Origin of the sequence: Lysinibacillus sp. UBA5994, from assembly GCF_002429725.1 — a bacterium.
Lineage (GTDB): Bacteria > Bacillota > Bacilli > Bacillales_A > Planococcaceae > Lysinibacillus > Lysinibacillus capsici.
Map to the genome: position 1 here is coordinate 24219 of NZ_DJAU01000056.1, position 15693 is coordinate 39911.

Consider the following 15693-nt stretch of genomic DNA (forward strand, 5'->3'; position numbering starts at 1 on the left):
CTACATTTATGAAACATCGTTATTTACCTATGACGGAGCAAGATCAAAAAGAAATGTTAGACGTAATCGGTGTATCCTCAGTCGATGAGTTATTTGAGGATATTCCTGAGAAAGTCCGTTTTAAAGGCCTTTATGATATTAAAGAAGCAAAATCAGAATCTGCGTTATTAAAAGAGTTAACGGCACTTGCTGCTAAAAATAAGGACACAAATGCCAACGTATCATTTTTAGGTGCAGGTGTGTATAACCACTATAAACCAGTGATCGTAGACCATGTTATTTCTCGTTCAGAATTCTATACAGCTTATACACCATATCAGCCAGAGATTTCACAAGGTGAGCTACAAGCCATCTTTGAATTCCAAACGATGATTGCTGAGCTAACGGGAATGGATCTTGCTAACTCTTCTATGTATGACGGTGGTACAGCATTGGCAGAAGCGGGTATGTTGGCAGCTGGTCATACGCGTCGCAAGAAAATTTTAGTGTCAGAAGCAGTGCACCCAGAATATCGCGATGTTGTTGCTACATATGCATATGGTCAATCCATTGATATCGTGACTATCCCGCAAAAAGATGGTGTGACAGATGTGGATGCATTAAAAGAGTTAATCGATGACAACACAGCAGCTGTTATTGCACAATATCCAAACTTCTTTGGACAAGTGGAAGATATCCAAGTGATCGGGGATATTGCACATGCTGCAAAAAGCTTACTCGTTGTATCTTCTAACCCATTGGCATTAGGAATTTTAACGCCTCCTGGCAAGCTTGGTGCTGATATTTGTGTAGGTGATGCGCAAGTATTTGGTATTTCTGAAGCCTTCGGGGGCCCACACTGTGGTTTCTTTGCAGTGACAACAAAATTGATGCGTAAGGTTCCAGGACGTCTTGTTGGTGAAACAGTGGATGGTGAAGGCCGTCGTGGATACGTATTAACACTACAAGCACGTGAACAACATATCCGTCGTGATAAAGCAACTTCGAATATTTGCTCGAACCAAGCACTACTTGCACTTGCAGCTTCTGTAGCGATGACAGCTCTAGGAAAACAAGGAATTCGTGAAATGGCTACTCAAAATATCGCGAAAACACGTTATGCAAAAAATGCCTTTGAAGCAGCAGGCTTTACAGTAGCATTCCAAGGCGCACACTTCAATGAAATCGTTGTGAAAACGAATAAATGTGTGAAGGAAATCAATAAAGGCTTAATCGAAAAGGGTATTATCGGTGGCTATCCTTTAGGTCAAAATTATGACTCTCTTAAAAATCATGTGCTAATCGCAGTAACGGAATTACGCACGAAAGAAGAAATTGATGCACTTGTTGCAGAAATGGGGGCTCTTAATGCATAACGAAAATCAATCACTCATTTTTGAAATTTCAAAAGAAGGTCGCGTTGGCTATAGTTTAGAAGCACTAGATGTGCCTGAGGTAGACCTAGCAGATTTATTACCTGCAAACTTAGTACGTTCAGAGGCAGCAGAACTACCTGAAGTATCTGAGCTTGATATTATGCGTCATTATACAGCACTTTCTCGTAGAAACCATGGAGTAGACTCTGGCTTCTATCCGCTTGGCTCTTGTACGATGAAATATAACCCGAAAATTAACGAAACAGTTGCACGTCTTTCTGGCTTTGCAAATGTTCACCCATTACAGGATGAATCAACAGCACAAGGGGCAATGGAGCTTCTTTATGATCTTCAAACTTCTTTGGTGGAAATTACTGGGATGGATGAAGTTACATTACAACCAGCAGCAGGTGCTCATGGTGAATGGACAGCGTTAATGATGATTCGTGCCTTCCATGAAGCAAATGGTGAAGGTCACCGTAACAAGGTAATCGTTCCTGATTCAGCTCACGGTACAAACCCAGCATCTGCGACAGTAGCAGGCTTTGAAACAATCACTGTTAAATCAGATGAAAATGGCTTAGTTGATATCGAAGACCTTCGCAAAGTAGTAGGTTCTGATACAGCAGCTCTAATGTTAACGAATCCGAATACACTAGGGTTGTTTGAAGAAAACATTATCGAAATGGCAGAGCTAATTCACTCTGTAGGCGGTAAAGTGTACTATGATGGTGCGAACCTCAATGCTGTAATGAGTAAAGCACGTCCTGGCGATATGGGCTTTGACTGTGTGCATTTAAATCTACACAAAACATTTACAGGCCCACATGGTGGCGGTGGTCCAGGTTCTGGTCCAGTAGGTGTAAAAGCAGATTTAATTCCATTCCTACCAAAACCAGTATTAGTAAGAACTGAAGAAGGCACATACCACTTTGACTACGATCGTCCACAATCAATCGGACGCGTAAAACCTTACTATGGTAACTTTGGTATCAATGTTCGTGCTTATACGTACATTCGTACAATGGGTCCTGATGGCTTAAAAGCTGTTACAGAATATGCTGTATTAAACGCCAACTACATGATGCGTCGCTTAGAGCCATTCTATGATCTACCATATAACCGTCACTGTAAACATGAATTTGTCTTATCGGGTCGTCGTCAGAAGAAACTAGGCGTTCGTACATTAGACATCGCAAAACGTCTGTTAGACTTTGGCTACCATCCACCAACAACATACTTCCCATTAAATGTGGAAGAGGCATTGATGATTGAGCCAACTGAAACAGAATCTAAAGAAACGTTAGATGCATTCTGTGATGTAATGATTCAAATTGCGAAAGAAGCAGAAGAAAATCCATCAATCGTTCAAGAAGCACCTCATACAACAGTCGTATCTCGTTTAGACGAAACACGCGCTGCTCGTACACCAGTGCTTCGTTATCAAAAAGCATAGTCTCCAAAACCGTTCACGTTTATGTGAGCGGTTTTTTTGTCAAAAAGACATGCATGAGTTAGTTATGAAAAATCTGAGTATCTTACAAGAGAAGTGCTAAGTAATGCAAAATTAAGAGTTGATGGAAGTTTCATTGATAAGTATATAAGATTGGTGTTAAAAGACTCTGATCTTGATTTATTTCCATTAAACGATTTAAACTGGGAAGATACCTGTTTTGTTCAGAAAAATTTAAATCTGTGAAAAATTCCATCTTAAAGGGATTCAATTTAAGGACTTAGAGTTAGTGCCTAACTATCTACAATCGAAAGTATAATTAATAAAATCTTTGCACCTTATTAAGCACAAAAATATGATAGGGTTAGGTTGGTTCTATTAAGGGGGGAAAGTGATGGAAGAAGATATCAAGTTTGGTAATAGTCTATTATACTATAAATGTGATAATATTGAATTTTTAAAAGGTTATGGTCAATTATATTCAGAATTTGATGATGGCGTTGCAACTAGGCAGATCAATATAATAAAAAATGATATGTACTGTTCTTCATCATTGCACGATTGGAACGAAGATATTGGATTTTTATTGTATGACGGACATATCGATAGTTTAGATGTAAGCGATAGTGTACCTATTACAAGATTAGATTTTGAGAACAAATGGCAGGAGGGAATTGTAGCTAACAAATCTCCAATAAACTACTTAAAGGGCGATGCATCTCTTCCTTTAGAAGAACATACACTCATTATTCATGTAGTCAATATTTTAGGAAAATGGGGAAAAGGCTTTGTTTTATCTTTATCAAAGCAATTCCCTATTGCTAAAAATGATTATGTAAAATGGTCGAAGGATAAAGAAACTTTTGGGTTAGGAGAGGTTCAGTTTGTATGTGTAGACCAGCAGAAAGCTACTTTTGTTGCCAATATGCTTGCACAGCATGGTGTGAGGAAAAATGATAAAGATCGTACAACCTATATTGATTATGATGTGCTTCGTTTATGTTTAAGAAAAGTTGCTAGGTTTGCATTAAAAAATAGATTATCGATACAGATGCCTAAAATTGGTTCAGGTTTAGCTGGAGGAGATTGGAGAGAGATCGAAAAAATAATAAATGAGGAATTGATTTATTATAAAATTAAATGTACTGTTTTTGAATTGTGATAAATTAAATTAAAGCTAGGGGTGGCATCTATGGTAGATACAAAATTGAGGGAGCGGGTGTTTGACACTTTATACGGTGGGATTATCGGTGATCTAATGGGCGTACCTGTTGAGTTTAAACAAAGAGGGACTTTCCATGTGCAAGATGTGATGGGGTACGGTACTTACAATCAGCCACCTGGTACTTGGTCTGATGATACTTCTTTAACACTCTGCCTGGTCGAGAACATTATTGAAAATGGGGATACCAAAACATTAATGAATAAATTTGTACAATACATGGAGCAGGGCTATCTCACACCATTTGGCGAAATGTTTGATATTGGAATTACTACAGCTGAAGCCGTTTCGAACTATAAAAAAGGTGTTCCGCCAGCAAAATGTGGTAAAACGGGCGAGTTTGATAATGGCAATGGTACGTTAATGAGAATTGCTCCTTTAGTATTCGTTGTCATGCATGAGGTAGATTTTACTAAAAGAAAAGAATTAGTTCATCAGTATACAGAGATTACTCATGGTCATCCGCGTTCCATAGTAGGGTCCATCATTTACATTGAACTATTATTAAGCTTATACCGAAATAATTCACTAGAAGTGGCCTTAAAAGAGGTCTTTGAACTACTCCAAAATAATTTACAAAATGAAATGAAAGCAGAGTTAAATGCTTATGCAAGGATTTTTCATGAAAACTTTTTAAATACGCCTGAAGACGAGATTCAATCCAGTGGCTATATTGTTCATTCGTTAGAAGCGGCTATTTGGTGTGTAGGTAATTCTACAACATTTAAAGAAGCGATTCTGATGGCAGTTAATTTAGGAGAAGATACGGACACCGTTGCAGCAATTACAGGATCGATCGCGGGAATGTATAAACAGTTGGACAATATTCCAGAAGAATGGTTAGGTAAAATTGTCAGTAAACAAAAGGTTGATGCCTTAATCCTGGCGTTTTATGAATTTTGTGCAGCGCAGACGTAAAAAAGTTTATTGGAAAGGACGGTGACGACATGTTACCTATACATAATAGCTATACAGCTAATCCACCAGCAACAGTTCACCAAATTGTACACATAGAACATAGGCTGAATTGCCAACTTCCGAGTGCGTATACACTTGTATTAAAGGAAAGTAACGGTTTATCGTTTACGAATGGCGTGTTCATTTATGGTACAGAGGAAGTAATAGAAAGAAACCAGACTTGGGAAGTGGAAGAATATGCAAAAGGCTATATTGCAATTGGTGATGATAGTGGAGGAATGGTCTTTTTAATGGACATAAAGGCAGAGGATTATCGTGTTTTAGCAGTAGATAGTGGTGATATGAACCCAAAGCATGCAACATTGATTACTTGTGATTTCTACAAGTGGCTACAAGAAGGGTGTCAGTATTAGCAAAAGAGAAAAATGAAAAGCTTCTTCCTACTAGAAGGAAGGAGCTTTTCATTTGTTTTTATGTCTATTATTGGAGAAAAATAATTGAAAATAAAGCAAAATTATTACGTAATCTATTATTTTTTGAATTTTTTAGAAAATTATGTTGAATTATTGGAGAGAGGTAGTATAATGAAAATATAGTTACATAAATGGTTAATAATTCCTTATTAAGAGGAATTATTGGCAAAAAATAGTGACTATAAACTAAAAAAATGAAGAAATGAGGCGATTTTAATGATTAACATGATTCAGTATTTAGAGCAAAATCCGACGTTAGTGACATTGTTAAAAGAAAAAAAAGCTTCTCTCATTGGTGTAACAGCATTAGAACAAAAGGCAATATTGGATTCGTTTGATGAAGATGTATGTTTAGAAAATCGCGTTTGGTACTAAAATATTTAAAAAATAAATGGTTTGGGCTTGCTATAGGATTCTATTTAATTTCAGGTATTTATTTACTTTATATTACTTATAGCACGCCCTTTTTAAATATAGAATTAGAAAAAATAAATGATAATTGGACAATAACGGATTCTTACTATAAAAATTGGGCGTCTAAGCATAAAATTGTTCCTGGAGATATTGTTTTATACGTTGATAATGTTAAAATAAGTAATTTATCTTATATATCCTTTGATTCTGCCATAAGAGCAGCGAAAGAAATTACAATTCAAAAGTCGGATGGAAGGATAGTCTCTATACAGATAAAAAATCTAGATATTCCTCAACAATTTTACTATTTATTGATAATACCAGCTTGTTATTATTTTCTAACATTATTCATTACAATATACTTATATTCTAAAAGAATTAACCAAAAACTTACTAATTTACTTATATTATTTATTCTAAGTGTTTCTTTAGCCTATGTAAGTATTGGTGCTTCAGGACGTTTAGATAATATAGGTATGATTATTAATCGTAGTAGTTTACTTCTGTGTTTAGTCATTTTATTGCTCTTTTTAAAAGAATATTTTTTGTTTTTAGATATAAAGTGGTTATTCTTAAAAAATATAAGAAATTTCTTTGTTTTACCTTTTTTGGCTGTTGCAATGAGTGTTTTTAGTATTTTTTATCCATCAATTAATCCGATATTATCTGAATTGATACTATGGCTATTTTTTCTATTAATACTATTGAATCTTGGAATTTTAATTGTAGGTTTTTTTAAGTATAAATCTTCCCATCTAAAGCTTTTATTAATGAGTATAATTATCCCATTTCTGCCTTTTTTATTTTTATATGCTTTACCTCAAATTTTTGTCAATGAACAACTACTTTCTGCTGATATTTGTTCATTATTTCTTTTACTAATTCCATTCAGCTTCATTTTTACACAACTCACTGAACGTATTTTTGATATGGAGTATTTCATTTCTCGATTGCGTTATTATTTTAATTTCTCATTTGGCTTTACGATATGGCTGTTAATCGGTTTATATTTATTTGCAGATTTATCAGTTTCGCGCATGACAGAGATTTTCTTTTTTGCCTTTCTATCGTTAATGGCGTTGTTCTATATTAAAGAGCGGATTGATTATCGTAAGCGGAAAATTTTATTTTCTACAAAAGGCGACTACATCCACCGCTTGTATACGACCGTTGAGAGTATTGGTAGAGTGGTGAAAATTGAGGACTTATTGGAGAAATTTGTACAGGAGGTTGTGGTTCAGCTTGAAATGGAAAGTGTGTATGTGCTCACATATGATTTTCAAACACATCAAGTTACCTTAACAAATAAATCCAAAGAATACACGCAGCATCAAATAGATGAGGTACTAGTCGAACGATTAGGCTTGGGAGATATTAAAAAGACAGATCATTTCTATATCGCCTTTATTCATCAGGATGTGAACTATAAACGAATCCTTGTTGTGGATCATAATAAAACGATTTATCTCAAGGACGAGGAACTGCTCTGGCTAGAATTATTGCTGCTCTATTTAAATAATTTTATCGAAAACACAAAAATGGTTGAGGAGCTTTTAAATCAGTTAAAGCATATGAAAGAAGCTGATAATCGACAGCTACCATGGCTCAATAAATTACTCTGGCTAAGGTTCGAGGAAGAAAAATATCAGTTAGCACAGGAACTTCATGATACGATTTTACAAGAACAACTGCACATTGCAAGGGAAATGGATGTCCTCATGCATACCAAAGAAAAAGAGGAGATCCCATCTAAACTTATAAAGCTTCATGAACATATGATTATCTCTCTGAATGATTTGAGGGGCTATTGCGAAAACTTAAAGCCACCTCTATTAGATACATTGGGCTTAAATGCAGCCCTTGAAAAACTAATACAGAAAATTCATAAACGGGCTAATTTTGTTTTGATATATACGATTGACCGCCTCTATTTAGAGGATGAGCGTTTAAATTTAATGATTTATCGACTGTTCCAAGAATTATTAAACAATGCGTTAAAACATTCCTATGCTAATACAGTTGAAATACATTTATTGGGCACCGAAGAGGGATTCCAAATTTTGTATAGCGATGATGGTGTTGGTTGTAATATAGATGATATTCTACTTGCCGATTCTATGGGCATACAAGGCATGCAGGAGCGCGTTCAAGCTTTTAATGGGAAATTCGCATTAGATAGCAAAGTAGGAGAAGGGATGACGATTCGTATCCAAGTAAGTGAAACCCAACATACGAATCCCTATACCTATAAGACCCTGACCCGACCAACTTATATGATACGAGGATAACCAGATGAAGCGGAAGCATAAGTGCATATATTTTTTTAATACCTTTTAATCTCTTCGTAGAGGCTACGAATGTGGGTTAGAAGGCTTTTGTTTGAAAAGTATTTATTTATAATCAAAAATGATAAAACGTTATCAAAAAAATATTATTTGTTAAATAGTAAATCAGGAAAAAATACACTTTTTAGAGTATTTACCTAATATTCAAGGAAATTATGGCCATATGACCGATATAATTCAGGAGAAGGATTGAGGAGGTCAATAGATTTGAATAAAAAATTATTTTTAACAGCAGCAGCTATTCCTGTTGCACTTATCGTTCCCACTGTAGCAGGTGCGGCCGAAACAGTTTCAGTCACTGGAGAAAATATTGTCAATGCAACATTAAAAGTAGAAAAATTACCAAATGATTCAATCGTCAATGCCTATCAATGGTATTATCTAGAGGAAATTACTGGTGAAGAGGGTTCAACAAATAAGCCCATCTCGGGAGCAACATCTATTTCCTTAAAAGTGCCTGTTGAAGCAGCTGGAAAAAGCATTTTTGTGGAAGCAACTACGACAGACGGTAAAAAATTTAAAAGTGCACCGCGCACTATTCAGCCATTAGAGCTCGATATCACCATTCCAACGTTAGAAGGTCAATCCGCTGGTTTTGTAGCACCTGGAGAAACAGTGAAAGTAGCTGGTATTACTGTAACTGATAAGAATGGTGCAAAATTGCAAAGTGATCAAATTACATATAGTTATCAATGGTTTTATAAATTAGGCGATAACTCCTTTACTATCATAGAGGGAGCTGCAGGTAGTACATATACGATTCCGAAGGATGCCATTGAAAAGGATATTAAAAATATTGCTGTCACTGTCAAAGCAAAAGTGGGTCTTTCTTTTGCGGAATCTAAACTATCTGATACCATCACAGTCTCTAAACAACCCACTGATACTTTAACGAAAGAGATTAAAGCTTTACTGGTCAATGATAATAAATACAATGTATCAAGTTTAGCAGAATTTAGTGCTAAAGTTGCGGAACTAGAAAAAAACTATCAATCCTTATCAGCGGCAGCTAAAGGTAATGTGTCTAATTATGATGTCTTAAAGCGAGCACTTGCTGATGTTGAATTAATAACTAAGTTAAATGAAAAATGGAGTAAAATAGAGACTAGTAATGAAAAAGAAATAAAGGAACTAGAAGAGGCTTATAATAAGCTAGATCTGTTACAGCGTAGCTTAGATGTAGATGAGACCCTATATACGAGCATTAAAAATCTATTAAACGAGCCAAATGATCTTGAAGAGATAAAAGAAGTCAGAAAACTCAATCAAGCTATTATTAATTTATTATCTTATGAAAATTCACTTGTGAAATATGTAGCTTCGGATGTTGATTCCTTACAAGCGAGCGTAAAGACAATCGAAGCAGATATTGAGAAATTATCACAAAGCTACCGAGCCGCTGTTCAAAACCAAGCAATTTTGTCTGAGGCTAAATCGGATATTAAAAAGGTCGAGCAATTCATTAAATCATTTGATAAATTAGCTACAAATAGTACGCCTAATAAACAAGTGACGACTGCTAAATCAATACGTACAGCCTATGAAAAATTAACGTATAAACAATTAAAATTAGTGCCAGATGTGTATGTGCAGCGTTTGACTACAGCAGAACGTGCAGAAGAAAGCCAAATTATAAATTTAAATAATGTCATAGATAGCTATATTAGTGATGATGTTTATCCGTTCAATCCGTCTGCTGGTTCATGGCAAAGTCATGTCAATAATGTTAATCAAATGATCAAGGAATATAAGAGCTTAACAAAAGCCTCCGCAGCACAAATTATTGGTTACGATAGTCTTGTTACTTTACAGAAAGATTTAAAAGCAGCTGAAAAAGTAATTAAAGATATGGATGCCTATCAAAAATTATCTGCAACAACTGGTGTAACGGAAAGTAAACTTAATTCAAGCTATACAGGTACTTTAAAAGCTTATAATAATCTTACAAATTTACAGCAATCACTTGTATATAATGCTGAAGAATTTTTACTAAACACGCCAAAGATTTCAGTTGATGGCAATGGTAAAGTGCCTACTGATAAAGCAGCAGCAGAGGCGTTAAAGGCGGATATAGCCAAATTTGCGGATGTTACGAAATATTCATTCAATCAATTAGAAACCGCTGTTAATACAGCTTCTGAATCCTATAAAAAATTGTCTTCAGCTGCAAGAAAATACGTGACAAATTATTATTTATTAACAGCAGCAAATAAGGATATTACAGGAGTAAAATCATTCTATAAAAAAATACAGACTGCTAGAGAAGAAACAGATGCTGCGAAAAAGGCTAAAAAAGTTGAAACAGTGCAAAAAGCTTATGCGAAATTACCTGCGAATCAGCAGCATTTAGCAAAAGAACAATATGAAGCTTTATTAAAAAATCAAAATATAGATGAAAATGCATCGAAAATTACACAGCTAAATAATGATATTGCCACAATTGTTTCCAATAATCTCTATGTCGTAACGATTGAACGTATTAAAAATCTTTCTACACAATATAGTAGCCTTAGTTCAAGTGAGAAAAAACTGATTACGAACTATGATATTTTAAAAACTGCGCTTGCAGACGTGAAAAAAGTGGAAAGCTTTATGAAGACCTATGAGAAATCCTTTGCTTCAAATCCAAGCACTGTGATCAAGGCATATGAAAAGCTTACATCTAAACAAGTGAGCCTGATTGATGCAGGAACTAGACAATTGATCATTGATAAGCAAAAAGGACAACAACAAACGAATGAAAATGCATTGTCATTAATTGAATCCATCAATTCACTTCTTGTAAAAGGTGAATATATCAATGGTTTACAGGAGAAAGTAAGTGAAATCCGTAAAGCCTATGATGCTCTGAGTGATGCTGATAAGAAGGTTGTTAAAAATTATTCGAAGCTCACGCAAGCAGAGGGTGATTTGAAGAAGGTTGAAGAGGTGCATGCTATATACGAACCAGCAGGGAGCAGTAATGATGCTGCACGTAAAGCATGGCAAACAGCCTATGGAAAGCTCTCTAAAAGATTAGAGTTACTCTATACAAACATGTATCCAACCGAGCAATAATTGTTACTTCCAGATGGCCTCGAACAGTTTTCGAGGCTTTTCTTTATACATAAGATTTGTCTAGTAATTTGATTGTCCGCTATACTATGTACAACAAAGGAAGAAATTTTTTACATAAAGATTGTAGTTTCACAAAGAAGGTAGGAACAAAAAGATGTATAAAATAGGTGTTGTTGGTCCCATTCAATCCGTTGAAAGAATTATTGCCTTAGCACGAGAAATCGAACAGGATATGGAATTTATTCCGTATATATATGAAGTGGCGACAGAAACAAAGCATCTTGTGGAGACACATAATCAGGCTGTCGATTTCTGGTTGTTTTCTGGTTACATCCCTTATAAGCTTGCCAGTCAAACGAATGTATCCAAAGATAAATTGACCCATATTATTTTTTCCGAAGCGGCTATTTATCGGGGTTTTTTAGAGCAATCCTATCAGCAAAAAAAGTTTATAGAAAATGTTAGTATCGATATTATTCCTTCGCCTTCTCAAATGGCTTCAGAAAGTCTTGCAGAGATTCAGCATAATGTCCATCATATGTATTTAAAGGAATTTGATGTCGCTATTGATCCACAAGAGCTATTTGATTTCCACTATAGTCTTTGGCAGGCGGGCAAAATTGATTTTGCGATTACTTGTTATCCCTCTGTTGATGAAGAGCTGAAGAAACGAGGCGTTCCATCTTATTGGGTTTCCCCGACAAAAACAGAAATTTATCATACAGTTCAGCTTTTTACAGAGAAGATCAAAACGTCCTACTATAAAGAGACACAAATTGGTGCAGTCATGCTTGAAATTAAGGACTTCGATTCATTAAAAGAGCGCATGAAGCAAGGCTATCGTATTCAATATTTAGAATTGCGTACGAAGGAAAATCTACTACAGCTCTGTGAACAGATTGATGGCTCTCTTATTGAAGAGGGGAATGGTAAATATACGATCTTTAGTACAAGAGGTGCGATTGAAGGGCAAATACGATTTTTACAGGAAAAAATGTATCAGTTGTCGATTGAAATGGAGACGAAGGTGACAGCAGGCATTGGCTTTGCTCAAACAGTGTTCAATGCTGAGTTACATGCTCACCGAGGACTAAGACAGACGAAGGAAAACGAGGCTATTGACATCGTGATGATACAGGATGATGGCACCATTATTGAATCGGTAGGGAATGTAGAAGAGCTATCCTATTCCTACCGAGCAGAAGACCCTTATATCTTAGAAAAACTAAAAAAAGGGAATATTAGTATTAAAACCTATATGAAAATCCATGCACTTGTACAAAAAATGCATTGGAAGCATTTTACGACAAAGGATTTAGCGACACAACTGCAAATGAGCGAGAGAAATGCCCAACGAATCGTAGCAGATTTATGTAATGTAGATTTAGCGAGAATTTGTGGGGAAGAATTACAGCATACTCGAGGCAGACCTATTAAAATGTATCAACTTGTCTAAAAACAAAAATGTCCCAAACCAATAAATGGTGTGGGACATTTTTTTATGCTTTTTGAAGCCTTAAATACTGATAAATTAATGAATTTAGCGGTTATTTAGGTAAATAATATGGATTTACGAAGACGATTATCTATTAGAAATTTTCAAAAAAATATTGTCTTTTTATTGAACTTTGATTATTATACGAATATATAACGAAAATGTCGGTATATAAAAGGGGATTTACGGACAAGGGGGCAAGCATATTCAAGAATAGTCGTGGCAATAAAGAGAGGATTTCTATATATGGGAGGGATATGAATGACAACAAATGAAATAACGAAGAAATCTAGAAATGTCATCCTTGCACTTTTATTTTTAGGCTGGTCTTTAGGGAATTTAGATCGCTATATTATGAACTACGCAGTAGTTTCGATTACAGGGGATTTGCAACTGGATGCATCTTCAACGGGTATTATTTTAAGCGCTTTCTTTTTAGGCTATGCCATTATGCAAATACCGGGTGGCTGGCTTGCCGATAAGTTTGGCGCAAAACGAGTTTTATTGATGGCTGTTATCACGTGGTCTATTTTTACTGGCCTAACAGCCATTGCTTGGTCTTTAACAGCGATGATTGTGATTCGTTTTTTATTTGGCATTGGCGAGGGTGGTTTTCAGCCATCAAGCTCTAAAATTATTGCTACGATTTTCCCAAAAGAGGAAAGAGGTAGAGCGATGTCCATCATGCTTACTTCTGGTGGCATTGTTTCACTCATCGTCCCTTTGCTAGCTGCTTATTTATTAGGAACGATTGGCTGGCGCATGATGTTTATTATCATTGGGGCCATTGGGGCAATAATTGCCTTTATATATTGGAAATACATTCAACTCCCGAAAGATGAGGCAGCAACAGCTGGAACAGAAAATACTACGAACAAAGTGAATTTTAAAGAGTTACTGAAAACACCCCTAATGTGGAATTTAATCATTGCTTATTTTTGTATTTATGCAGTGAACTGGGGATTAGTTTCTTGGATTCCAACATATCTTCAAAAAAATCGAGGCTTGGATTTAATGTCCATTGGTTGGGCGCAAACAATACCTGCCATTACAACGATAATTGGTGTATATGGTAGTGGCTATATCATTGATAAGCTACCAAAAGGTATGGAGAAAGTGTTAGGCTCCATCTCCTGCGCAGTCATTGGTCTTTTATTGTATTTAATGTTTACTGCCAAAACAGTGACGTTATTTATTGGTTACCAAACAGTCGTTTCGATATTTATTGCGTTTGTCATTACATTACTACCTGTTATTGTACTCAAGAAATTACCTTCTTCTATCACAGGTTCTGCAATGGGAATTGCCAATACAGGGGGACAATTAGCAGGGTTTGTTACACCGATGGCAATTGGATTTATGGTGGATGCCTTTAATGGCTCCTTTGATGCAGCCTTTTGGATGTTAATTGGCTTTGCGCTTATCTGTATTGTGTCGCTTGTCACACTAAACGACCAAAAAGGAACATTGTTAAAAGCATAATGAAATTGGAGGGACAAATATGAGTTATCATGAGAAAATTTCAATGTTAATTGAAGCAAAACAGCAAGCTACAGTAGCATTAAGCGATGCGATTTGGGCTGTACCCGAGCTTCATTTTCAAGAAAAGAAATCGATGGAATATATGAAACAGGCACTAGAAAAAGAGGGTTTTCAAACAGAAGTCGGTGTTGCGGGTCTTGAAACAGCGCTTGTTGGAACTTATGGTTCTGGCAAGCCTGTAATTGCCTTTTTAGGTGAATATGATGCGCTTCCAGGCTTGAGTCAAAAAGGTGGGGTGACACAACATGAGCCTCTTGTGGATGGTGGAAGCGGACATGGCTGTGGTCATAACTTATTAGGTACTGGCGCATTCGCAGCTGCTGTTGCTGTAAAGGATTATTTAGAGCAAAATCATCAGTCAGCAACAATTCGTTTTTACGGTTGCCCTGCAGAGGAGAATGGATCTGGTAAAGCTTATATGGCAAAGGCTGGCCTTTTTGATGATGTTGATATCGCGATCTCTTGGCATCCAGGTACGTTTTCGACTGTGATGACGTGTAGTTCTCTAGCAAACTATGCCGCAACGTTTAAGTTTACGGGCAAAAGTGCTCATGCCGCAGCTGCACCACATCTTGGACGAAGTGCTTTAGATGCTGTTGAGCTTATGAATGTTGGGGTAAACTACTTACGAGAACACATCATTCCAGAAGCACGTGTGCATTATGCCATTACTAATTCTGGCGGAACTTCGCCAAATGTAGTTCAACCATATGCAGAGGTAACGTATCTAGTTAGGGCACCTAAAAAGCAGCAAGTACAGGAAATTTATCAACGCGTTGAGAACATTGCAAAGGGTGCCACAATGATGACAGGGACGTCAGTGGACATCGAGTTTGAAGGTGCTGCTTCGAATCTTATTACAAATAAAACACTTTATGATGTGATGTATCAACAAATACTTGAAATTGGTATGCCAGACTATACAATAGAGGATGAACAGTATGCGCAGGCTATTTTCAATACGTTTACACCAGAAGTACAAGCAGCTTCATTAGTGGGCTTGCGTAAAGAAGATGCCAAGCTATTACAAGGAAAAGTGATTGCTGATCATGTTCCAGGCATGCTACCTGAATTTATTATGGGTGGCTCTACAGATGTTGGAGATGTTAGCTGGAACGTACCAACCGTACAGTGTACAACTGTATGCATGGCATTAGGGACACCATTACATACATGGCAGGTAGTGTCTCAGGGAGTGACCCCAATAGCGCATAAAGGAATGCTACAGGCTGCTAAAATTATGGCTTGTACAGCCTTAGCGTTGCTGGATAATCCTCTATACATTGAAAAAGCGAAAAAGGAATGGCAAGAACGTCTAGATGGTGAAACATATCAATCTTTAATTCCAGAGGGAACACAGCCACCTAAGCGCTAACAGGATAGAGTCTTCATAGGAGAACTATGAAGGCTCTGTTTTTG

At 36.3% G+C, this 15693-nt stretch carries 11 protein-coding genes; all 11 read left to right on the forward strand.

All coding sequences use genetic code 11. The features are described from left to right. The first annotated feature begins 8 nt into the window (after positions 1 to 8). The 11 genes from gcvPA to B3D98_RS16470 all read left to right on the forward strand — a co-directional run bounded on the left by gcvPA (position 9) and on the right by B3D98_RS16470 (position 15649). Positions 9 to 1355: an aminomethyl-transferring glycine dehydrogenase subunit GcvPA gene (gcvPA, locus tag B3D98_RS16420; protein ID WP_004231057.1), complete on the forward strand. Its 1347-nt coding sequence runs from the start codon at positions 9 to 11 to the stop codon at positions 1353 to 1355. Further along, a complete protein-coding gene (gene gcvPB / locus B3D98_RS16425) occupies positions 1348 to 2811 on the forward strand; it encodes an aminomethyl-transferring glycine dehydrogenase subunit GcvPB (RefSeq protein WP_048392265.1) in 1464 nt (487 codons plus the stop codon). Before gcvPA ends, gcvPB begins: the two co-directional genes overlap by 8 nt. Before the next feature lie 391 nt (positions 2812 to 3202). Next, positions 3203 to 3970 (forward strand): macro domain-containing protein, encoded by a 768-nt coding sequence (locus B3D98_RS16430; protein ID WP_288584358.1) that lies wholly within the window; start codon positions 3203 to 3205, stop codon positions 3968 to 3970. A gap of 30 nt (positions 3971 to 4000) precedes the next feature. Further along, a complete protein-coding gene (locus B3D98_RS16435) occupies positions 4001 to 4948 on the forward strand; it encodes an ADP-ribosylglycohydrolase family protein (RefSeq protein ID WP_115674079.1) in 948 nt (315 codons plus the stop codon). 29 nt (positions 4949 to 4977) lie between these two features. Continuing rightward, on the forward strand, positions 4978 to 5361 hold the full coding sequence (locus B3D98_RS16440; RefSeq protein WP_288584362.1) for an SMI1/KNR4 family protein: 384 nt from the start codon (positions 4978 to 4980) through the stop codon (positions 5359 to 5361). 276 nt (positions 5362 to 5637) lie between these two features. Continuing rightward, positions 5638 to 5796, forward strand: coding sequence for a competence pheromone ComX (comX, locus tag B3D98_RS16445; RefSeq protein ID WP_131522431.1), 159 nt, complete (start codon positions 5638 to 5640; stop codon positions 5794 to 5796). Further along, positions 5769 to 8123, forward strand: a complete 2355-nt coding sequence (locus B3D98_RS16450; protein WP_288584366.1) for a sensor histidine kinase — start codon at positions 5769 to 5771, stop codon at positions 8121 to 8123. Before comX ends, B3D98_RS16450 begins: the two co-directional genes overlap by 28 nt. A 264-nt stretch (positions 8124 to 8387) precedes the next feature. Then, positions 8388 to 11237, forward strand: coding sequence for a hypothetical protein (locus B3D98_RS16455; protein WP_288584368.1), 2850 nt, complete (start codon positions 8388 to 8390; stop codon positions 11235 to 11237). Between the two features lie 154 nt (positions 11238 to 11391). Next, positions 11392 to 12693 (forward strand): hypothetical protein, encoded by a 1302-nt coding sequence (locus B3D98_RS16460; protein WP_054549149.1) that lies wholly within the window; start codon positions 11392 to 11394, stop codon positions 12691 to 12693. Between the two features lie 300 nt (positions 12694 to 12993). Continuing rightward, positions 12994 to 14214, forward strand: coding sequence for an MFS transporter (locus B3D98_RS16465; protein ID WP_048392272.1), 1221 nt, complete (start codon positions 12994 to 12996; stop codon positions 14212 to 14214). 19 nt (positions 14215 to 14233) lie between these two features. Further along, positions 14234 to 15649 (forward strand): M20 family metallopeptidase, encoded by a 1416-nt coding sequence (locus tag B3D98_RS16470; protein WP_066036348.1) that lies wholly within the window; start codon positions 14234 to 14236, stop codon positions 15647 to 15649. The last annotated feature ends 44 nt before the right edge of the window (positions 15650 to 15693 follow it).